Source organism: Pseudomonas sp. AAC, assembly GCF_000725445.1.
Lineage (GTDB): Bacteria > Pseudomonadota > Gammaproteobacteria > Pseudomonadales > Pseudomonadaceae > Pseudomonas > Pseudomonas citronellolis.
Window position 1 is genome coordinate 988768 of sequence record NZ_KL647094.1, and the last position, 20148, is coordinate 1008915.

At 66.6% G+C, this 20148-nt stretch carries 17 protein-coding genes and 7 tRNA genes; 6 read left to right on the plus strand and 18 right to left on the minus strand.

Annotated elements, in window-relative coordinates:
- Positions 1-23: 23 nt before the first annotated feature.
- From leuB to leuC, 4 genes are all read right to left on the minus strand, one after another.
- On the minus strand, positions 24-1106 hold the full coding sequence (leuB, locus tag FG99_RS04105) for a 3-isopropylmalate dehydrogenase (RefSeq protein ID WP_043267479.1): 1083 nt from the start codon (positions 1104-1106) through the stop codon (positions 24-26).
- A 72-nt stretch (positions 1107-1178) separates the two neighbouring features.
- Positions 1179-1943, minus strand: coding sequence for a class I SAM-dependent methyltransferase (locus tag FG99_RS04110; protein ID WP_043267481.1), 765 nt, complete (start codon positions 1941-1943; stop codon positions 1179-1181).
- 32 nt (positions 1944-1975) lie between these two features.
- Positions 1976-2620 (minus strand): 3-isopropylmalate dehydratase small subunit, encoded by a 645-nt coding sequence (gene leuD / locus FG99_RS04115; RefSeq protein WP_043267483.1) that lies wholly within the window; start codon positions 2618-2620, stop codon positions 1976-1978.
- A gap of 11 nt (positions 2621-2631) precedes the next feature.
- Positions 2632-4059, minus strand: coding sequence for a 3-isopropylmalate dehydratase large subunit (gene leuC, locus FG99_RS04120; RefSeq protein ID WP_009621042.1), 1428 nt, complete (start codon positions 4057-4059; stop codon positions 2632-2634).
- A gap of 207 nt (positions 4060-4266) precedes the next feature.
- Between leuC and FG99_RS04125 the strand changes: the two genes are divergently transcribed.
- The gene (locus FG99_RS04125) at positions 4267-5160 is read left to right on the plus strand and encodes a LysR family transcriptional regulator (protein ID WP_043267485.1); all 894 of its coding nucleotides are present in this window, start codon (positions 4267-4269) and stop codon (positions 5158-5160) included.
- A 52-nt stretch (positions 5161-5212) separates the two neighbouring features.
- Here the strand turns inward: FG99_RS04125 and FG99_RS04130 are convergent, their stop codons facing one another.
- Positions 5213-5659: an Hsp20 family protein gene (locus FG99_RS04130; protein WP_009621040.1), complete on the minus strand. Its 447-nt coding sequence runs from the start codon at positions 5657-5659 to the stop codon at positions 5213-5215.
- Between the two features lie 145 nt (positions 5660-5804).
- Between FG99_RS04130 and FG99_RS04135 the strand changes: the two genes are divergently transcribed.
- On the plus strand, positions 5805-6551 hold the full coding sequence (locus FG99_RS04135; protein WP_043267487.1) for an SDR family oxidoreductase: 747 nt from the start codon (positions 5805-5807) through the stop codon (positions 6549-6551).
- 633 nt (positions 6552-7184) lie between these two features.
- Here FG99_RS04135 and FG99_RS04140 read toward each other — a convergent pair.
- The 12 genes from FG99_RS04140 to FG99_RS04195 form a co-directional block, all read right to left on the minus strand.
- Positions 7185-8144 (minus strand): tRNA dihydrouridine synthase, encoded by a 960-nt coding sequence (locus tag FG99_RS04140; RefSeq protein WP_043267489.1) that lies wholly within the window; start codon positions 8142-8144, stop codon positions 7185-7187.
- A gap of 66 nt (positions 8145-8210) precedes the next feature.
- On the minus strand, positions 8211-8654 hold the full coding sequence (locus tag FG99_RS04145) for an acyl-CoA thioesterase (protein ID WP_043267492.1): 444 nt from the start codon (positions 8652-8654) through the stop codon (positions 8211-8213).
- A 98-nt stretch (positions 8655-8752) separates the two neighbouring features.
- Positions 8753-9598 (minus strand): alpha/beta fold hydrolase, encoded by an 846-nt coding sequence (locus FG99_RS04150; RefSeq protein ID WP_043267494.1) that lies wholly within the window; start codon positions 9596-9598, stop codon positions 8753-8755.
- A 22-nt stretch (positions 9599-9620) separates the two neighbouring features.
- On the minus strand, positions 9621-10160 hold the full coding sequence (locus FG99_RS04155) for a TetR/AcrR family transcriptional regulator (protein WP_043267950.1): 540 nt from the start codon (positions 10158-10160) through the stop codon (positions 9621-9623).
- Positions 10161-10355: 195 nt separating this feature from the next.
- Positions 10356-10431: transfer RNA gene (locus FG99_RS04160), tRNA-Glu, on the minus strand.
- Positions 10432-10473: 42 nt separating this feature from the next.
- Positions 10474-10549: transfer RNA gene (locus FG99_RS04165), tRNA-Ala, on the minus strand.
- A 45-nt stretch (positions 10550-10594) separates the two neighbouring features.
- Positions 10595-10670: transfer RNA gene (locus FG99_RS04170), tRNA-Glu, on the minus strand.
- A gap of 53 nt (positions 10671-10723) precedes the next feature.
- Positions 10724-10799 (minus strand) — tRNA-Ala (locus FG99_RS04175).
- A gap of 45 nt (positions 10800-10844) precedes the next feature.
- Positions 10845-10920 (minus strand) — tRNA-Glu (locus tag FG99_RS04180).
- A 53-nt stretch (positions 10921-10973) separates the two neighbouring features.
- Positions 10974-11049 (minus strand) — tRNA-Ala (locus FG99_RS04185).
- Between the two features lie 277 nt (positions 11050-11326).
- The gene (gene gltX / locus FG99_RS04190) at positions 11327-12811 is read right to left on the minus strand and encodes a glutamate--tRNA ligase (protein ID WP_043267496.1); all 1485 of its coding nucleotides are present in this window, start codon (positions 12809-12811) and stop codon (positions 11327-11329) included.
- A 49-nt stretch (positions 12812-12860) separates the two neighbouring features.
- Positions 12861-13781, minus strand: a complete 921-nt coding sequence (locus FG99_RS04195; RefSeq protein WP_043267498.1) for a LysR family transcriptional regulator — start codon at positions 13779-13781, stop codon at positions 12861-12863.
- 108 nt (positions 13782-13889) lie between these two features.
- Between FG99_RS04195 and FG99_RS04200 the strand changes: the two genes are divergently transcribed.
- Together FG99_RS04200 and FG99_RS04205 are read left to right on the plus strand one after the other, a co-directional pair.
- Positions 13890-14924, plus strand: a complete 1035-nt coding sequence (locus FG99_RS04200; RefSeq protein ID WP_043267500.1) for an HlyD family secretion protein — start codon at positions 13890-13892, stop codon at positions 14922-14924.
- Between the two features lie 49 nt (positions 14925-14973).
- A complete protein-coding gene (locus FG99_RS04205; protein WP_141766110.1) occupies positions 14974-16473 on the plus strand; it encodes an MDR family MFS transporter in 1500 nt (499 codons plus the stop codon).
- Between the two features lie 15 nt (positions 16474-16488).
- Here the strand turns inward: FG99_RS04205 and uvrB are convergent, their stop codons facing one another.
- Positions 16489-18504 carry an excinuclease ABC subunit UvrB gene (gene uvrB, locus FG99_RS04210; RefSeq protein ID WP_009621030.1) on the minus strand — a complete coding sequence of 672 codons (2016 nt, stop codon included), beginning with the start codon at positions 18502-18504 and terminating at the stop codon, positions 16489-16491.
- A 184-nt stretch (positions 18505-18688) separates the two neighbouring features.
- Here uvrB and FG99_RS04215 point away from each other — a divergent pair, with 184 nt between their 5' ends.
- Positions 18689-19885, plus strand: coding sequence for an amino acid aminotransferase (locus tag FG99_RS04215; RefSeq protein WP_009621029.1), 1197 nt, complete (start codon positions 18689-18691; stop codon positions 19883-19885).
- 69 nt (positions 19886-19954) lie between these two features.
- Positions 19955-20030: transfer RNA gene (locus tag FG99_RS04220), tRNA-Asn, on the plus strand.
- Positions 20031-20148: the final 118 nt, after the last annotated feature.

Sequence of the window (20148 nt, forward strand, 5' to 3'; positions counted from 1 at the left end):
CAGGGGCGGGCGAACCGGAGAGATTACAGATTCCGCAGCGCGGCGACTACCGCATCGCCCATTTCGCGGGTTCCGACCTTCTTGCAGCCTTCGGACCAGATGTCGCCGGTGCGCAGGCCCTGGTCGAGGACCTGGCTCACCGCCTTCTCGATGGCGTCCGCCGCGGCGCCCTGGTTGAAGCTGTAGCGCAGCATCATGGACACCGAGAGGATGGTCGCCAGCGGGTTGGCGATGCCTTTGCCTGCGATGTCCGGCGCCGAACCGTGGCACGGCTCGTACATGCCCTTGTTGTTGGCGTCCAGGGACGCTGAAGGCAGCATGCCGATGGAACCGGTGAGCATGGAAGCCTCATCCGACAGGATGTCGCCGAACATGTTGTCGGTGACCATCACGTCGAACTGCTTGGGCGCGCGCACCAACTGCATGGCGGCGTTGTCGACGTACATGTGGCTCAGCTCGACGTCCGGGTAGTCCTTGGCCACTTCCTCGACGATCTCGCGCCACAGCTGGCTGGAGGCCAGGACGTTGGCCTTGTCCACCGAACACAGCTTGTTGCCGCGCACGCGGGCCATGTCGAAGCCGACGCGGGCGATGCGGCGGATCTCGCTCTCGCTGTACGGCAGGGTGTCGTAGGACTGGCGCTCGCCGTTCTCCAGCTCGCGGGTGCCGCGCGGGGCGCCGAAGTAGATACCGCCGGTCAGCTCGCGGACGATGAGGATGTCCAGGCCGGCGACGATTTCCGGCTTCAGGCTGGAGGCGTCGGCCAGTTGCGGGTAGAGGATGGCCGGGCGCAGGTTGGCGAACAGGCCCAGTTGCGAACGGATCTTCAGCAGGCCGCGCTCGGGGCGGATGTCGCGCTCGATCTTGTCCCATTTTGGCCCACCCACGGCGCCCAGCAGCACGGCGTCGGCCTTGCGCGCGCGCTCCAGGGTCTCGTCGGCCAGCGGCACGCCGTGCTTGTCGATGGCGGCGCCGCCGATGACGTCCTCGGTCAGCTCGAAGCCCAGCTGGAACCTGTCGTTGGCCAGCTGCAGGACCTTGACCGCCTCGGCCATGATTTCCGGGCCGATACCGTCGCCGGGGAGAACCAGAATCTGTTTGCTCATCACTTTCTTCCTTCGGAATAGGTAAAAGGCTGCAGGCGCTTGTTGTCGCCTGCAGCTCGTCGCTTGCAGCCGTTACTTGTTCGCCCAGAGCACCAGCACGTCGGTGCTGAAGGAACCCTCGGCGTCGATCTCGAAATACTCGCGCACCTCAATGCCCACGGAAAGCTGCAGGGCGCGGATGGCCTGGCGCATCACCTCCGGTGTGCGCATGCGCTCGACCCAGGAGGTGAATTCCAGGCGCAAGCGTTGGCGGCTGCACGCGGTGACAGCCAGGCCCGCCTCGCCGACCAGGCGCGCCCACTCGGACGGTGAATAGTCACGCACGTGGCTGGTGTCGCGCAGCACTTCCACCGCTTGCAGGTGGGTGTCCAGCAGCGGCAGCCCGGGGGCCGCCACGTCGATGAAGCAGGCCACGCCGCCCGGCTTGAGCACCCGGCGCACTTCGCGCAGGGCCTGGCCGACGTCGCGCCAGTGGTGCGCCGAGTAGCGGCTGAAGACGAAGTCGAACTCGCCATCCTCGAACGGCAGGCGCTCGGCCACGCCCTGACGGGTGCGGATGTTGCCCAGGCCACGCTCGGCGGCGGCCGAGGCCACCACGGCGAGCATCTGCTCGGAGAGGTCGTAGGCCACCACTTCGCCGGCCAGCGGCGCGACATGGAAGCTGACGTGCCCCGCCCCGCAACCCAGGTCCAGCACGCGGGCGCCGCTGCTGCCCGACAGTCGCTCGCGCAGTTGGGCGAATTCCTCGCCCTGGGCATGCACGGCGCTGTTCAGGTAAGCGTTGGCCTGGGCGCCGAACTGGCGCTCGACCACGGCTTCGTGGCGACTCTGGGTCATGACGTTCTCCTCGCAGGGTAGTGCGACGCTATTCAGGCGTCGCGGAACAACCAGGGCTGGCGCTGCCTGTAGCCGGCCTCGAAGTCGCGGATGGCATCCGCGTCCTGCAGCGTCAGGCCGATGTCGTCCAGGCCGTTGAGCAGGCAGTGCTTGCGGAAGGCGTCCACTTCGAAGCGGTACTGCTTGCCGTCCGGGCGGGTCACGGTCTGCGCGGCGAGGTCGACGGTCAGTTGGTAGCCCTCGGTGGCCTCGCACTGCTGGAAGAGTTCGTCGACTTCCTCGTCCTTCAGGATGATCGGCAGCAGGCCGTTCTTGAAGCTGTTGTTGAAGAAGATGTCGGCGAAGCTCGGCGCGATCACTGTGCGGAAGCCGTACTCGTCCAGCGCCCACGGAGCGTGCTCGCGGGAGGAGCCGCAGCCGAAGTTCTCGCGGGCCAGGAGCACGCTGGCGCCCTGGTAGCGCGGGAAGTTCAGCACGAAGTCCTGGTTGATCGGGCGCTTGGAGTTGTCCTGGTTCGGCTGGCCGACGTCCAGGTAGCGCCACTCGTCGAACAGGTTGGGGCCGAAGCCGGTGCGCTTGATCGACTTGAGGAATTGCTTGGGAATGATCTGGTCGGTGTCGACGTTGGCGCGGTCGAGCGGCGCGACGAGACCGGTGTGCTGGGTAAAGGCTTTCATGTTCGGTCTCCTCAGGCCTGCATCAGTTCACGGACGTCGATGAAGCGGCCGGTCACCGCGGCGGCGGCGGCCATGGCCGGGCTCACCAGGTGGGTGCGGCCACCGGCACCCTGGCGGCCCTCGAAGTTGCGGTTGGAGGTGGACGCGCAGTGCTCGCCGCTCTCCAGGCGGTCCGGGTTCATCGCCAGGCACATGGAGCAGCCCGGTTCACGCCACTCGAAGCCGGCCTCGATGAAAATCTTGTCCAGCCCTTCCCGCTCGGCCTGCGCCTTGACCAGGCCCGAGCCCGGCACCACCAGCGCCTGCTTGACGCTGGAGGCGACCTTGCGGCCCTTGGCCACGGCGGCGGCGGCGCGCAGGTCTTCGATCCGCGAGTTGGTGCAGGAGCCGATGAACACGCGGTCCAGCTGGATGTCGGTGATCGCCTGGTTGGCGTTCAGGCCCATGTACTTGAGGGCGCGGACGATGGAGTCGCGCTTGACCGGGTCGGCCTCGACGGCCGGGTCCGGCACGTTCTGGTCGACGGCCAGGACCATTTCCGGCGAGGTGCCCCAGCTGACCTGCGGCTTGATGTCCTCGGCGCGCAGCTCGACGATGGTGTCGAAGTGGGCGTCTTCATCGGAAACCAGGTCGCTCCAGGCTTCCACGGCCTTGGCCCAGTCGGCGCCCTGCGGGGCGAACGGACGGCCCTTGACGTACTCGATGGTCTTCTCGTCCACCGCCACCATGCCCACGCGGGCACCGGCCTCGATGGACATGTTGCAGATGGTCATGCGGCCTTCCATGGACAGGTCGCGGATGGCGCTGCCGGCGAACTCCAGGGCATGGCCGTTGCCGCCGGCGGTGCCGATCTTGCCGATCACCGCGAGAACGATGTCCTTGGCGGTCACGCCGAAGGGCAGCTTGCCCTCCACGCGCACCTGCATGTTCTTCATCTTCTTGGCCACCAGGCACTGGGTGGCGAGCACGTGCTCGACCTCGGAGGTGCCGATGCCGTGGGCCAGCGCGCCGAAGGCGCCGTGGGTGGAGGTGTGCGAGTCGCCGCAGACCACGGTCATGCCCGGCAGGGTCGCGCCCTGCTCCGGGCCGACCACGTGGACGATGCCCTGGCGCACGTCGTTCATCTTGAATTCGAGGATGCCGAAGTCGTCGCAGTTCTCGTCCAGGGTCTTGACCTGGATGCGCGAGACTTCGTCGGCGATGGCTTCGAGGCCGCCCTGGCGTTCGGCGCGGGTGGTCGGCACGTTGTGGTCCGGGGTGGCGATGTTGGCGTCGATGCGCCACGGCTTGCGGCCGGCCAGGCGCAGGCCTTCGAAGGCTTGCGGCGAGGTCACTTCGTGGAGGATGTGGCGGTCGATGTAGATCAGCGACGAGCCATCATCGCGGCGCTTCACCTCGTGCAGTTCCCAGAGTTTGTCGTAGAGCGTCTTGCCGGCCATCAGAGATTCCTCATCAGCGTATTTCTATGCCCCTTGGGCTTGTGGGGATGATGCTATGGTCTGTCGACGAATAACTCAAATTCATATTTTTTATTCAAAGGATTCCCAAATGGAATCCACCAGCTATAAGCTTCAAGCCACAAGCTGCAAGCGAACGCCGCAGCTTTTTTCTTGAAGCTTGCGGCTTGCCGCTTGGAGCTCCAAAAAATGGACCTGACCAGCCTCAACACCTTCCTCGCCATCGCCGAGTCCGGCAGCTTTTCCGAAGCCGGCGAGCGCCTGCACCTGACCCAGCCGGCGGTGAGCAAGCGCATCGCCGCCCTGGAAAGCCAGCTCGGCGTGCGCCTGTTCGACCGCGTCGGCCGCGAAGTGAGCCTGACCGAGGCCGGCCGCGCCCTGCTGCCGCGCGCCTACCAGATCCTCAACGTGCTGGACGACACACGCCGCGCGCTGACCAACCTCAGCGGCGAGGTCAGCGGCCGCCTGGTACTCGCCACCAGCCACCACATCGGTCTGCACCGCCTGCCGCCGCTGCTGCGCGCCTTCACCCGGGCGCACCCGCAGGTGGCGCTGGACATCCAGTTCCTCGATTCGGAAGTGGCTTACGAGGAGATTCTCCACGGTCGCGCCGAGCTGGCGGTGATCACCCTGGCCCCGGAAACCGCCGAGCCGGTGCGCGCGGTGCCGGTGTGGGACGACCCGCTGGACTTCGTCGCCGCCCCCGAGCACCCGCTGGCCATGCAGGGCCCGGTGTTCCTCGCCGACGTGGCGCGGCACCCGGCGGTGTTCCCCGGCGGCAACACCTTCACCCACCACATCGTGCGGCGCATGTTCGAGGCCGAGGGGCTGACGCCGAACATCGGCATGAGCACCAACTATATGGAGACGATCAAGATGATGGTCTCCATCGGCCTGGCCTGGAGCGTGCTGCCGCGCACCATGCTCGACGAGACCGTCGTGCGCCTGCCGCTGCAGGACATCCAGCTCAGCCGCCAGTTGGGCTACATCCTGCACACCGAGCGCACCCTGTCCAACGCCGCGCGGGCCTTCATGGCCCTGCTCGACGCCCAGGCGGTGGCGCCCATGGCCTGCGTGGTCTGAACCGGCGGAAAAGAAAAAGGCGCCTTTCGGCGCCTTTTTCATGGCTGGGTCATCAACCCTCCAGCGCCGGGCGCTGGCCGTTGATGGCGATCCGCTTGGGCTTGGCCTCTTCCGGAACGATGCGCACCAGTTCGATGCTCAGCAGGCCGTTCTTCAGCGATGCGCCGCGGACCTCGATGTGGTCGGCGAGGCGGAAGGACAGCTTGAAGGCGCGCTGGGCGATGCCCTGGTGCAGGTAGGTGACGTCGCTGGCAGCTTTCTCGCGCTTGCCGCCGCTAACGGTCAGCACATCGCGCTCCACTTGCAGCTCCAGGTCTTCTTCCTGCAGGCCGGCGGCGGCGACGACGATGCGGTACTGGTCGTCACCGTGCTTCTCGACGTTGTAGGGCGGGTAGGAACTGCCGTTCTCGCTGCGCAACGCCGATTCGAAGAGGTCGTTGAAACGATCGAAGCCGATCGACTGGCGGAACAGCGGGGCAAGAGAAAGTACGTTGCTCATGGCGAATCTCCTGAATAATCAGCAAGGTCATTGGTGGAGCCTGTCTGCAGGACTCCAGAGGCGGGACCCGGTTTCAGCCTCCCGCACGGATACAGATAGGGTCGCCTCGCAGCCTTTCAAGCCCACTCGTCGAAGGAACAGCCACATGCGCAAAGTCATGCTGATCACCGGCGCCAGCCGCGGCATAGGGGCCGCCACCGCGCTGCTCGCCGCCGAACGCGGCTATGCCGTCGCCATCAACTACCACCGCCAGCGCGAAGCGGCCGACGGGCTGGTACGGCGCATCCGCGACGCCGGTGGCCAGGCCGAGGCCTTCGCCGCGGACGTCGCCTGCGAAGAGGAAGTGGTGAAGCTGTTCCGGGAACTGGACCGGGCCTTCGGCCGCCTCGACGTGCTGGTGAACAACGCCGGCATGCTGGAGCGCCAGATGCGCCTGGAAGACATGGACGCGGCGCGCCTGCAGCGGGTGTTCGCGGTCAACGTCACCGGCAGCTTCCTCTGCGCCCGCGAGGCGGTGCGGCGCATGGCGAAATCCCATGGCGGCGCGGGCGGCAGCATCGTCAATGTGTCGTCCATGGCCTCGCGCCTGGGTTCGCCCAACGAGTACATCGACTACGCCGCGGCCAAGGGCGCCATCGACAGCATGACCATCGGCCTGGCCAAGGAAGTCGCCGCCGAGGGCATCCGCGTGAACGCCGTGCGACCGGGGCTGATCGACACGGAAATCCACGCCAGCGGCGGCGAGCCAGGGCGCGTGGAGCGGCTGAAGAGCGCCATTCCGCTGGGCCGTGGCGGGGAACCGGAGGAAGTGGCGCGGGCGATCCTGTTCCTGGCCGGGGAGGAGTCGAGCTACAGCACCGGGACATTCGTCGATGTCAGTGGCGGGCGGTAGGGCGGGTAAACGTCATGCCTCACGGCGAACTGTAAGCGGGCCCTGCCCGCGATTCGCGCGCAGGGCGCGCTCCTACAGGGGGGGATGACATCGGCGCTCGGGCTTTCCCCTCACCCCAGCCCTCTCCCGGAGGGAGAGGGGGCTAGTCCGTGCCGAGAGGAGGCCTGGTTTCAGCCGGCGATCCCTGTGCTAGCCGGCCAATGCAGAAACACCAATGCACTCCGAACACTCCCACTCCCCCTGGGAGAGAGTCAGTCCGTGCCGAGAGAAGCCCTGGTTTCAGCCGGCGGTCCCTGTGCTAGCCGGCTAACGCTGAAACACCAACGTACTCCGAACGGCCCCCTCTCCCTCCGGGAGAGGGCTGGGGTGAGGGGGCCGCAGGCCTGCTCGCTCGATTCCGTGCCCCTACACGCTCCGTGAGGCACCGCATTTCCCCCCCCGCACCTACATGGGAATGACGTGGGCGGGGCGGCGTAGCGAACCTTGTCCGCGATAGCCGGAACCACCGGCACGATTCGCGGATAGGATCCGCTCCTACGCCGCCCCACCCGCACCATTCCATGTAGGAGCGCGCCCTGCGCGCGAAATCGCGGGCAGGGCCCGCTCCTACGAAGAGCACCGGCGCAACCCTCCCTACGCGGCTTCTTCCACCTCGACCTGCAGCAGCCGGTCGATCAGCTCGCAGTCGCTCTCGCGGCGGATCTGCGCGAACAGCTCTACCGCCTCGGGGTAGCTGCGGGTGAGCATGCCCAGCCACTGCTTCAGGCGCCCCGGCGCGTAGCGCGGCGCCAGCTTGCGCCGGGCCTGGCGCCAGAAGTCGTCGAGCAGCACGCGCACTTCGTGCCAGGGCATCGGCCGCACTTCCCGGCCCTCGCGCCAGGCGGCTATCTGCCGGGCCAGGTCGGGGCGCGAGACCAGACCGCGGCCCAGCATGATGTCGTCGACGCCGCTGATGGCGCGGCAGCGCAGGTAGTCGTCGAGGGTCCAGACCTCGCCGTTGGCGAATACCGGCACCTTCACCGCGTCCGCCACCTTCGCCACCCACTCCCAGTGCGCCGGCGGCTTGTAGCCGTCGGTCTTGGTCCGCGCGTGGACCACCACGTGGGCGGAACCGCCGTCGGCCAGGGCGCGGGCGCAGTCCAGCGCGCCATCCGGGGACTCGTAGCCCAGGCGCATCTTCGAGGTCACCGGGATCTGCGCCGGCACCGCGCGGCGCACGGCTTCGACGATGGCGAACATCAGCTCCGGCTCCTTGAGCAGCACGGCCCCGCCGCGGGACTTGTTCACCGTCTTCGCCGGGCAGCCGAAGTTCAGGTCGATCACCGGGGCGCCCAGCTCGCAGGCGTAGGCGGCGTTTTCCGCCAGGCACTGCGGGTCGGAACCGAGGAACTGCACGCGCATCGGCGTGCCGGCGCGGGTGCGGCTGCCGTGCAGCAGCTCCGGCGCCAGCTTCTCGTAGGTGGCCAGCGGATGCAGGCGATCGGTGACGCGGATGAACTCGGTGACGCACCAGTCGATGCCGCCGACGCGGGTCAGTACGTCGCGGAGGATTTCGTCGACCAGCCCCTCCATCGGGGCCAGGGCAATTTGCACGGCGGGGAACCTTTACTGTCGAAGGCGGCGAATTCTAGGGGGACTCGCCGCCCGCGCAAAGTGCCGTCAGGCCGGCGCGGCGCCAAGCAGCGCGCGGCCGTAGCCTTCGATGAACTCCACCGGCATGCGCTTGGGCCGGCCGCTGGACAGTTCGATGCAGACGAAGGTGGTGCGGGCGCGCAGCAGGGTCACGCCGTCGGCCGGGCGCACCAGCTGGAAGCGACGGTCCATGCGCAGCTTCTGATCGGACTCGACGATCCAGGTGGCCATCTGCAGTTCCTCGCCCTCGTAGGCGGCAGCGAGGTAGTCGATTTCGTGGCGCACCACCGCCATGGCGCGGTCGAGCCGGCGGTATTCGGCCAGGTCCAGGCCCAGGCGCTGCGAATGGCGCCAGGCGCAGCGCTCCAGCCAGCTCACGTAGACGGCGTTGTTGGCGTGGCCGAGGCCGTCGATGTCCTCGGCGTTCACGCTGATGTCGATGACGAAGGGGTCGGGCAGGTCCCAGGCCATGCGCTTGCTCCAGTCCGGGGCCGGGTCCGGAGGACCCGGCCGCATGATCGAAGCCGGCAGTTTACAGGGCTCGGCGGCGTCCCGCCCCTCCCCTGTCGTCAGGAGGCCAGCGCCATGGGCAGCAGATACCGCTCTTCCTGGCCTTCCAGCAGCGCCAGCACGGCGTCGCTCAGGCGCGGATCGGCCAGCACGCGCTGGTGGCCGCCGCCTTCCAGGCGCAACAGGCGGCTGCGCGGCCAGGCCGCATGGATGTCCTGCGCATCCGCCACGGGCACTTGCGGGTCATCCTCGGCGTGCACCACCAGCCCGGGCATATTCAGCGTGTAGCGGCTGACGTCCAGTTGCGCCGCCGGCATGCCGGTGTAGGCCTCGACCTGACGGATGAAGCGGTGCCTCGCCTCGGCCGGCAGTCCCATGAAGCCGGCGAAGCGACGCAGCACGGAGATGACCCGGCTCGGCGCGGCAATGCTGACCAGCGCCTCGGTGCGCAGCCCCATCTGCGTCGCCAGCAGGGCGCTGGCGCCGCCCATAGAATGGCCGATCACCGCGCGCAGCGGCGGCAACTCGCTGGCCGCTTCCAGCAAGGCACGGGCGAACAGCAGCGGATGGGCCTCGCGCCCCGGCGAACGGCCATGGGCCGGGCCATCCAGCGCCACCACGGCGTAGCCGGCGCCGACCAGTTCGCGGATCAGGTGGGCGAACTGCGTCGGCCGCCCTTCCCAACCGTGCATCAGCAGCACCGCCGGCCCCTCGCCCCAGCGCAGCGCGGAGAGACCAAAGCGCAGGGTGATGCGCTCGGAACTGGCCAGCAGCGGCAACTCCCAGTCGCGCGGCTGCAGTGCCCGAGGGGTCATGAAGATTTCACGCATGCGCCGCGCCGCCCATTCCGGCGCCACACGCCCCAGGGTGGCGTTGACGCCACGGATCCAGGTCAAGCTGCTCATTGCCAGGCCCTCCTTCGAGGTCTCAATCCACCGCTTTCTTGGCGGCACGCAGGACACGGTCGGACAGGTCGCTCGGGCCCAGGGCCCGCGCCAATGCCAGTCCGCCCACCATCAGGGCGATGTCGGCGAGCACGGTGTCGGCGTCCTCGGGACGCTCGGCCAGCTCGGCGACCATGAGTTCGAGGTGTTCGGCCAGGGCTTCGTGGAAGCTCTCCGGCAGTTGCGCCATGTCGCCCAGGGAACTGGGGATGGGGCAACCCGGCTCCTCGCTGTCGCGGTGCTTGCGCGACAGGTAGAAGGCCGCGACCAGTTGCCGGCGCTCGCTGAACGGCATGTCCGGGTCGAAGTGCTTGAGCTTGGCCCGGCGCGAAGACAGCAGGTGGCGGAAGGCTTCCAGCATCAGCGCATCCTTGCTCTGGAAATGCGCGTAGAAGCCGCCGACGGTCAGCCCGGCGGCGCCCATCACCTCGGCCACGCTCGGCTCCAGCGGGCCGCGGCGGACCAGGGCATCGGCGGCCGCGCAAAGAATGCGTTCACGGGTCTGGGCCTTCTTCTCGCCCAGGCCTTTTTCGTTGCTGCCGGTCTTCGGGCTCATGACGCACTCCAAAAATATTATGAGTGAAATATTATGCTCATAATAAAAATCGGCAAGCGACGATGGCGACCGCTGGTCGGGCGAGAAGATTTTCGAAAGGGGAAAAAACAAAAGGCCACTCGAAAATTGAGTGGCCCTATAGGCCCCGCAGAGCGGGAAAATTGGCGTCCCCTAGGGGACTCGAACCCCTGTTACCGCCGTGAAAGGGCGGTGTCCTAGGCCACTAGACGAAGGGGACGTATCCTTCGAGAAAATCCGCGCCTGGCGGACTCTGGCGATTTGGTGGAGCTAGACGGGATCGAACCGTCGACCTCTTGCATGCCATGCAAGCGCTCTCCCAGCTGAGCTATAGCCCCAGATGACTCTGGCGGACGACGCGAACGCATCGTCGCTGGAATAAGTGGCGTCCCCTAGGGGACTCGAACCCCTGTTACCGCCGTGAAAGGGCGGTGTCCTAGGCCACTAGACGAAGGGGACGCAAACCTTCGATTTTCGGCTCCGCCCCGAAGTGGCGAAACCTACTGGTAATTTGGTGGAGCTAGACGGGATCGAACCGTCGACCTCTTGCATGCCATGCAAGCGCTCTCCCAGCTGAGCTATAGCCCCAGATGACTCTGGCGGACGACGCGACCGCATCGTCGCTGGAATAAGTGGCGTCCCCTAGGGGACTCGAACCCCTGTTACCGCCGTGAAAGGGCGGTGTCCTAGGCCACTAGACGAAGGGGACGCAAACCTTCGATTTTCGGCTCCGCCCCGAAGCGGCGAAACCTACTGGTAATTTGGTGGAGCTAGACGGGATCGAACCGTCGACCTCTTGCATGCCATGCAAGCGCTCTCCCAGCTGAGCTATAGCCCCAAAGTACCGCTACATCTACCGTTCCGCTTCGCCCTGTCGTTCAGTTCGTCGCTGGAACGGGGCGCATCTTAGGGGCGGGAGGTAACCCTGTCAACAAGAATTTTCGACTTTTTTAAATTTTTTCTCCCAAAGAACAATCACTTAGCAAAGGAGCCCAGCTTCCCCCTCCCCTGCGCCGCACCTTCGGCCCCTTAAGCCGCGGCCCGGCCCCAGGGATTATGGACATGAAAAAGGCCGGGCGCCCGGAGGCGGCCGGCCTTTTGTCAGGCGGGATCCGTCAGCCGGCGATGGCGTCGCGGATCTTCTCCCACTCCTTGGCTTCCTTCTTCGACGCCCCACCCAGCAGTTCCAGGGCCTGGCGCAGGCGATAGCGCGACAGGTCGGCGCCGAGGATTTCCATGGCGTCGAGCACCGACACCGAGCTGGCGTGGCCGGTGATGGCAGGGAACATCAGCGGCATGACGTCGCGCAGCTTCAGGCCCAGGTGTTCGGCGACGGCCTGGATGGTCGCGGTGATACGCTCCTTCTCCCACTGGCGCAACGCTTCGAGCTTCCACAGCACCAGTTGCAGGACCTGGCGCACCTGGGTGGCGTCGAGCTTCTTGTGCTCGAACAGCTTGGCGTCCAGCGGCACGCCGCCGCTGAAGAAGAAGCCGGCCAGCGGGGCGATCTGGCTGAAGTTCTCCACCCGGCCCTGGACGTGGGGGGCGATCCTCATCAGGTACTCGGGGTTGAGCGCCCACTTCTGCACTTCGCGGGCGAATTCCTCGACGGATTGCTCGCGGATCCACTGGCCGTTCAGCCAGGACAGCTTCTCCATGTCGAAGATCGGCCCGCCGAGGGAGACGCGGGACAGGTCGAAGTTGTCGATCATCTCCGCCAGGCTGAACTTCTCGCGCTCGTCGGGCATCGACCAGCCCATGCGGCCCAGGTAGTTCAGCAGCGCCTGGGGCAGGAAGCCCATGCGCTCGTAGAAGGTGATGGAGGTGGGGTTCTTGCGCTTGGACAGCTTGCTCTTGTCCGGGTTGCGCAGCAGCGGCATGTAGCACAGCACCGGCTGCTCCCAGCCGAAGTACTCGTACAGCTTGATCAGCTTGGGCGCCGAGGGCAGCCATTCTTCGCCGCGCAGCACGTGGGTGATGCCCATCAGGTGGTCGTCGACCACGTTGGCCAGGAAGTAGGTGGGCAGGCCGTCGGCCTTCATCAGCACCTGCATGTCCATGCGGTCCCACGGAATCTCGACGTCGCCGCGAAGCATGTCCGGGACCACGCAGACGCCTTCGGTCGGCACCTTCATGCGCACCACGTGGGATTCGCCGGCGGCGATGCGACGCTGCGACTCCTCTTTGGGCAGGTGCATGCAGTGGCCGTCGTAGCGCGGGGTTTCCTTGCGCGCCTGCTGCTCGGCGCGGATGGCGTCCAGGCGCTCGGCAGAGCAGAAGCAGGGGAAGGCATGGCCCTTCTCCACCAGCTCGTCGCTGTACTGCTTGTAGATGGCGCCACGTTCGCTCTGCCGGTACGGGCCGTGCGGGCCGCCGACGTCCGGGCCTTCGTCCCATTCGATGCCCAGCCAGCGCAGGGCGTCGAAGATCTGCTGTTCCGACTCGCGGGTGGACCGCACCTGGTCGGTGTCCTCGATGCGCAGGATGAACTTGCCGCCGTGCTGGCGGGCGAAGCACAGGTTGAACAGCGCGATGTAGGCGGTGCCGACGTGCGGGTCGCCGGTGGGGGACGGCGCGATGCGGGTGCGGACAGTGGTCATGAAAGCTCTCGTGAAAACCGGAATGAAAGATGCGGACCGCGGCCCGCATTCATGGGTGCGATGTTATCAGGCGCGCCGCCCCCGGCTCCAGCCGATGGGCTTCGTCGATGGGCAGGCGGTGGATCAGGTAGTCGAGGAAGGTCTTCACCTTCATCGCCTGGAAGCGCCGCGAGGGATAGACCGCATAGAGCTCGCCGATGGGCAGTTGCACCTCCGGCAACAGGCGCTCCAGGCGGCCGCTTTCCAGCGCCACATCGACGATCAGCTCCGGCAGCGAGGCGATGCCCGCCCCGGCCAGCACCGCCTCGCGGGCGAAGGAGATGTTGTTGCAGGACAGCACGCGCTGGCAGGGAACGCTCTCGTTCAGCAGCGGCCAGTAGCGTTGCGAGTCCTGCGCCAGCAGCACCGCGCGGTGCCGCGCCAGGTCCTCGACGTGCATCGGCCGCCCGTGCTGCTGCAGGTAGCCGGGGCTGGCGCACAGGCAGCGGCTGGTCACCAGCAGGCGGCGGGCGATCAGCGTCGAGTCCTCCGGCTGGCCGACGGTGATGGCGATGTCCACACCCTCCTCCAGCGGATCGACGGTGCGCGAGCTGAGCTCCACTTCCGCGGTGATCTGCGGATAAAGACGCATGAAATCGCCGAGCACTTCAGCCAGATACAGCTGGCCGAACTCGATGGGCGCGGTGATCCGCAGCAGACCCGAAGGCTCCTGCTGCAACTGCATCACCGCCTGCTCGGCCTCGGCGAAGTCGAGCATGATCTGCCGGCAGCGGTCGTAGTAGGCCTGCCCCACCTCGGTCAGGCGCAGCTTGCGCGTGGTGCGGTTGAGCAGACGCACGCCCAGGCGCTCTTCCAGCAGCGCGATGCGCCGGCTGACCGTGGACTTCTGCATGCCCAGGCTGTGGGCGGCCTGGGTGAAACTGTGGAATTCCACGACGCGGGTGAAGATCAGCGCATCATCCAGCCCCATTATTGTTCCTTATAAACAACAAAGTTTCCGAATTGTAGCGACTGCGCCCCGGCCGGGAACACTGTTACATTGCCGGGAAAAATTCTGCCAAACAAACGCTCGTTTATCATGCCCGCACAATTGAAACGCCGCCTGAGCATCTTCTTCGTCATTTTCTGCCTGGTCGCCCTGGCGTTCCTGGGCCGCTGGTACTTCATCGGCCGCTTCCAGGAAACCACCGACAACGCCTACGTCCAGGGCGAGATCACCCGCATCGCCAGCCAGTTGGGCGCGCGCATCGACCAGGTGCTGGTCACCGACAACCAGCACGTGGAAAAAGGCCAGTTGCTGGTCAAGCTGGAGGATGCCGACTTCCGCCTGGCCCTGGACCGCGCCAAGGCCGCCCTCGCCACCCACGAGGCGGAGTTGGCCCAGGCGCGCAGCAAGCTCAAGGGCCAGGGCAGCATGATCGCCGCCAGCGAGGCCGACCTGAACGCCACCCAGGCCACCTTCGGCCGTACCCAGATCGACCTCAACCGCGCCCAGACCCTGCGCAAGCCCGGCTACGTTTCCGAGGAGCGCGTCACCACCCTGACCGCCGACTCCCACGTGGCCCGCTCGCAGGTGGCCAAGGCCCAGGCCGACCTGCAGGCCCAGCGCATCCAGATCGATGCCCTGAACGCCGACATCAAGCGCCTGCAGGCGCAGATCGACGCCTCTCGCGCGGAAATCGCCCAGGCCGAGATCAACCTGGCGCGCACCGAACTGCGCGCGCCCGTCGCCGGCCTGGTCGGCCAGCGCAGCGCGCGGGTGGGCCAGTACGTGCAGGTCGGCAGCCAGTTGCTGGCGCTGGTGCCCGACGACGGCATCTGGGTGCAGGCCAACTTCAAGGAGACCCAGGTCGGCCACATGCGCCCGGGGCAGAAGGCCCGGCTGGTCCTCGACAGCTTCCCCGACACCCCCATCGAAGGCTGCGTGGACAGCCTCTTCGCCGCCTCCGGCGCCCAGTTCAGCCTGCTGCCGCCGGACAACGCCACCGGCAACTTCACCAAGGTGGTGCAACGCATCCCGGTGAAGATCACCTTCGCCGCCGACAACCCACTCAAGGGCCTGATCCGCCCGGGCATGTCGGTCGAGGCCGAGGTGCAGCTCGGTGAGCGCTGACGTCCTCGTCCGCCCCGCCGGGGAGCCCACCCGGCGCGACTGGATCGCCGTGCTCTCGGCGATGCTCGGCGCCTTCATGGCGGTGCTGGACATCCAGATCACCAACTCCTCGTTGAAAGACATCCAGGGCGCGCTGGCCGCGACCCTGGAGGAAGGCTCGTGGATCTCCACCTCCTATCTGGTGGCCGAGATCATCATGATCCCGCTCACCGCCTGGCTGGTGCAGCTGCTGTCGGCGCGGCGCCTGGCGGTGATGGTGTCGATCGGTTTCCTGTTCTCCTCGCTGCTGTGCTCCTTCGCCTGGAACCTGGAGAGCATGATCGTGTTCCGCGCCATGCAGGGTTTCACCGGCGGCGCGCTCATCCCCCTGGCCTTCACCCTGAGCCTGCTCAAGCTGCCGGAGCACCACCGGCCCAAGGGCATGGCGCTGTTCGCCATCACCGCCACCTTCGCGCCGTCCATCGGCCCCACCCTGGGCGGCTGGCTGACCGAGAACTTCGGCTGGGAATACATCTTCTACATCAACATCCCGCCGGGGCTGCTGATGATCGCCGGGCTGCTCTACGGTCTGGAGAAGAAGGCGCCGCACTGGGAACTGCTCAAGAGCACCGACTACGCTGGCATCGTCACCATGGCCATCGGCCTGGGCTGCCTGCAGGTGTTCCTCGAGGAAGGCCACCGCAAGGATTGGCTGGAGTCGAACCTGATCGTCGCCCTGGGCAGCATCGCCCTGGTCAGCCTGATCCTCTTCGTCCTCCTGCAGACCTCGCGGCCGAACCCGCTGATCAACCTGGGCATCCTGCGCAACCGCAATTTCGGCCTGGCGAGCATCTCCAGCATCGGCCTGGGCATGGGGCTGTACGGCTCGATCTACGTGCTGCCGCTGTACCTGGCGCAGATCCAGGGCTACAACGCCATGCAGATCGGCGAGGTGATCATGTGGATGGGCGTGCCGCAGCTGTTCCTCATCCCGCTGATCCCCAAGCTGATGAAGATCATCGAGCCGCGCCTGCTGTGCGCTCTGGGCTTCGGCCTGTTCGGTCTGGCCAGCTTCAGCTCCGGGGTGCTCAACCCGGACTTCGCCGGCCCGCAGTTCAACCAGATCCAGCTGCTGCGCGCCCTCGGCCAGCCGATGGTGATGGTGACCATCTCGCTGATCGCCACCGCCTACCTGCAGCCGCAGGACGCCGGCTCCGCCTCCAGCCTGTTCAACATCCTGCGCAACCTCGGCGGCGCCATTGGCATCGCCCTGCTGGCGACGCTGCTGGATAGCCGCGCCAAGGTCTACTACGACTACCTGCGCGAAGCGGTGGTACCGATGAATGGCGCAGTGGAAGAGCGCCTGGCGCAACTGGCCGCGCAACTGGGCAGCCAGCAGGCGGCGCTGGGCGAAGTGAGCGTGATCGTCCACCAGCAGGCAGCGATCATGGCCTACAACGACGCCTTCCACGCCATCGGCATCGTCCTTGCCGTGAGCATGCTGGCCGCCTTGCTAACGCGCCCCCTGCCCGCGGGCCTCGGCGCCCAGGCTGGCGCCGGCGCGCACTGAGCCCCGCGGTGGAGGTCAGCCGACCTCCACCAGGCGCTCGCGCAGCTTGTGGATTTCGTCGCGCACCGCGGCGGCGGCTTCGAACTCCAGGTCCCGGGCCAGCTGGTACATCTTCTCTTCGAGCTGGCGGATGCGCTTGCCGATCTCGTTCGGCGAGCGCAGTTCGCCCTCGTAGCGCCCGCTCTCCTCCGCCACCTTGGCCACGCCGCGACGCTTGCCCTTGGCGCCCGGCACGCTGGCGCCTTCGAGGATGTCCTTGATGTCCTTCTTCACACCCTTGGGCACGATGCCGTGCTGCTCGTTGAAGGCGATCTGCTTGTTGCGCCGCCGCTCGGTCTCGTCCATGGCGCGCTGCATCGAGCCGGTGACGTTGTCGGCGTAGAGGATCGCCTTGCCGTTGAGGTTGCGCGCGGCGCGGCCGATGGTCTGGATCAGCGAGCGCTCGGAACGCAGGAAGCCTTCCTTGTCGGCGTCGAGGATGGCCACCAGCGACACCTCGGGCATGTCCAGGCCCTCGCGCAGCAGGTTGATGCCCACCAGCACGTCGAAGGCGCCGGTGCGCAGGTCGCGGATGATCTCCATGCGCTCGACGGTGTCGATGTCCGAGTGCAGGTAGCGCACGCGCACGTCGTGGTCGCCCAGGTAGTCGGTGAGGTCCTCGGCCATGCGCTTGGTCAGGGTGGTGACCAGCACGCGCTCCTCGCTGGCCACGCGCAGGCGGATTTCCGAGAGCAGGTCGTCCACCTGGGTGGAGGCCGGGCGCACTTCGATCTGCGGGTCGACCAGGCCGGTGGGCCGCACCACCTGCTCGATCACCCGCCCGGCATGCTGCTCTTCATAGGGGCCGGGGGTGGCGGAGACGAAGATGGTCTGCGGGCTGATCGCCTCCCACTCCTCGAAGCGCAGCGGCCGGTTGTCCAGCGCCGAGGGCAGGCGGAAGCCGTATTCCACCAGGGTTTCCTTGCGCGAACGGTCGCCCTTGTACATGGCGCCGACCTGGGGAACGCTGACGTGGGATTCGTCGATCACCAGCAGCGAGTTGGCCGGCAGGTAGTCGTAGAGGGTCGGCGGCGGCTCGCCGGGGCCGCGCCCGGAGAGGTAGCGCGAGTAGTTCTCGATGCCGTTGCAGTAGCCCAGTTCGAGGATCATCTCCAGGTCGAAGCGGGTGCGCTGCTCCAGGCGCTGGGCCTCCACCAGCTTGTTGTTGGTGCGCAGGTAGTCCAGGCGCACCTTGAGCTCTTCCTTGATCTGCTCCACCGCCTGCATCAGGGTTTCCCGCGGCGTCACGTAGTGACTCTTGGGGTAGAAGGTGAAGCGCGGCAGCTTGCGGATCACCTCGCCGGTCAGCGGGTCGAAGGCGGAGATGCTCTCCACCTCGTCGTCGAACAGTTCGACACGGATGGCCTCCAGCTCGGATTCCGCCGGGAAGATGTCGATCACGTCGCCGCGCACGCGGAAGCTGGCGCGGGCGAAGTCCATGTCGTTGCGGGTGTACTGCAGGCTGGTCAGGCGGCGCAGCAGCTCGCGCTGGTCCATGCGGTCGCCGCGGTCCAGGTGCAGGACCATCTTCAGGTAGGACGCCGGGTCGCCCAGGCCGTAGATCGACGACACGGTGCAGACGATGATGGCGTCCTCGCGCTCGAGCAGGGCCTTGGTCGCCGACAGGCGCATCTGCTCGATGTGGTCGTTGATCGACGAGTCCTTCTCGATATAGGTATCGGAGGACGGCACGTAGGCTTCGGGCTGGTAGTAGTCGTAGTAGGAGACGAAGTATTCCACCGCGTTGTGCGGGAAGAAGGTCTTGAATTCGCCGTAGAGCTGCGCGGCCAGGGTCTTGTTCGGCGCCAGGACCATGGTCGGGCGCTGCACCTGGGCGATGACGTTGGCGATGCTGAAGGTCTTGCCGGAGCCGGTCACCCCCAGCAGCGTCTGGTGCGAAAGGCCCGCTTCCAGGCCTTCGACCATCTGTCGGATCGCCTCGGGCTGGTCGCCCGCCGGCTTGAAGCGCGAATCCAGTTGGAATGTCGACATGGGAACCTCGCTGTGGGGTGTGACGCGGGCACGGCTGCGGCGTCAAACCAGGCGAAAGCATGCGCGATCAACTCGCCGCCTGCCATAGAGGCCTATATAATACCGGCCCGTCGACGCATCCCCCAGCGCCGTGCGCGGGGGGTTGCAATTGCATCTTCACTCCCGCCTTAGAGCTGCTGCCAAAATGAGTCTGTTCTCCGCTGTCGAAATGGCCCCCCGCGACCCCATCCTGGGCCTGAACGAAGCTTTCAACGCCGATACCCGCCCGGGCAAGATCAACCTGGGCGTTGGCGTGTACTACAACGAAGAGGGTCGCCTCCCGTTGCTGCGCGCGGTACAGGCCGCGGAGAAAGCCCGCATCGAAGCACACGCTCCGCGCGGCTACCTGCCGATCGAAGGCATCGCCGCCTATGACCAGGGCGTGCAGAAGCTGCTGTTCGGCGCCGACTCCGAGCTGCTGGCCGAAGGCCGCGTGGTCACCACCCAGGCCGTAGGCGGCACCGGCGCGCTGAAGACCGGCGCCGACTTCCTCAAGCGCCTGCTGCCCAACGCCACCGTGGCCATCAGCGATCCGAGCTGGGAAAACCACCGCGCGCTGTTCGAGGCCGCCGGCTTCCCGGTGCAGAACTACCGCTACTACGACGCCGCCAGCCACGGCGTGAACCGCGCCGGCCTGCTGGAAGACCTCAATGCCCTGCCTTCGCAGTCCATCGTGGTCCTGCACGCCTGCTGCCACAACCCGACCGGCGTCGACCTGAGCCTGGACGACTGGAAACAGGTGCTGGACGTGCTCAAGGCCAAGGGCCACGTGCCCTTCCTCGACATCGCCTACCAGGGCTTCGGCGACGGCATCGACGAAGACGCCGCCGCGGTGCGCCTGTTCGCCCAGTCCGGCCTGAACTTCTTCGTTTCCAGCTCCTTCTCCAAGTCGTTCTCGCTGTACGGCGAGCGCGTCGGCGCGCTGTCGGTGGTCACCAACAGCCGCGAGGAATCCGCCCGCGTCCTGTCCCAGGTCAAGCGCGTGATCCGCACCAACTACTCCAACCCACCGACCCACGGCGCCAGCGTCGTCTCCACCGTGCTCAACAGCCCGGAACTGCGCGCCCTGTGGGAAGAGGAACTGGGCGAAATGCGCAGCCGCATCCGCAACATGCGCGTCGCCATGGTCGAGCAACTGGCCGCCCTGGGCGCCAAGCGCGACTTCGGCTTCGTCGCCCAGCAGCGCGGCATGTTCTCCTACTCCGGCCTGACCGCCGAGCAGGTGGAGCGCCTGAAGAACGAGTTCGGCATCTACGCCGTCGGCACCGGCCGCATCTGCGTCGCCGCGCTGAACAACGGCAACCTGGAAACCGTCACCCGCGCCATCGTCCAGGTGCTCTGAAAAAAATCGGGGAAGTCATCGGCAGAATGTTGACTTCCCCTTTTTAATCAGTAAGATACGCCCCGTTGTTCCGCGATAGCTCAGTCGGTAGAGCAAATGACTGTTAATCATTGGGTCCCTGGTTCGAGTCCAGGTCGCGGAGCCAAAATTCAAAAGCCCTCGGCACATGCCGGGGGCTTTTTCTTTGTGGGGGGCCTCCCCGGACCGTCGAGGAGCCCAACCCCCTTCAATAGCGTCCCAGGCCCAGCACGCCTACCCTCAAC

Bases quoted from the DNA above. Each gene is read 5' to 3' on its own strand.
- FG99_RS04135 (WP_043267487.1), top strand. From the start codon at position 5,805: ATGCGCAAAGTCATGCTGATCACCGGCGCCAGCCGCGGCATAGGGGCC.
- leuB (WP_043267479.1), bottom strand. From the start codon at position 1,106: ATGAGCAAACAGATTCTGGTTCTCCCCGGCGACGGTATCGGCCCGGAA.
- gltX (WP_043267496.1), bottom strand. From the start codon at position 12,811: ATGACCACTGTCCGCACCCGCATCGCGCCGTCCCCCACCGGCGACCCG.
- uvrB (WP_009621030.1), bottom strand. From the start codon at position 18,504: ATGTCGACATTCCAACTGGATTCGCGCTTCAAGCCGGCGGGCGACCAG.
- FG99_RS04200 (WP_043267500.1), top strand. From the start codon at position 13,890: ATGCCCGCACAATTGAAACGCCGCCTGAGCATCTTCTTCGTCATTTTC.
- FG99_RS04215 (WP_009621029.1), top strand. From the start codon at position 18,689: ATGAGTCTGTTCTCCGCTGTCGAAATGGCCCCCCGCGACCCCATCCTG.
- FG99_RS04110 (WP_043267481.1), bottom strand. From the start codon at position 1,943: ATGACCCAGAGTCGCCACGAAGCCGTGGTCGAGCGCCAGTTCGGCGCC.
- leuC (WP_009621042.1), bottom strand. From the start codon at position 4,059: ATGGCCGGCAAGACGCTCTACGACAAACTCTGGGAACTGCACGAGGTG.
- FG99_RS04130 (WP_009621040.1), bottom strand. From the start codon at position 5,659: ATGAGCAACGTACTTTCTCTTGCCCCGCTGTTCCGCCAGTCGATCGGC.
- leuD (WP_043267483.1), bottom strand. From the start codon at position 2,620: ATGAAAGCCTTTACCCAGCACACCGGTCTCGTCGCGCCGCTCGACCGC.
- FG99_RS04150 (WP_043267494.1), bottom strand. From the start codon at position 9,598: ATGAGCAGCTTGACCTGGATCCGTGGCGTCAACGCCACCCTGGGGCGT.
- FG99_RS04195 (WP_043267498.1), bottom strand. From the start codon at position 13,781: ATGGGGCTGGATGATGCGCTGATCTTCACCCGCGTCGTGGAATTCCAC.
- FG99_RS04125 (WP_043267485.1), top strand. From the start codon at position 4,267: ATGGACCTGACCAGCCTCAACACCTTCCTCGCCATCGCCGAGTCCGGC.
- FG99_RS04145 (WP_043267492.1), bottom strand. From the start codon at position 8,654: ATGGCCTGGGACCTGCCCGACCCCTTCGTCATCGACATCAGCGTGAAC.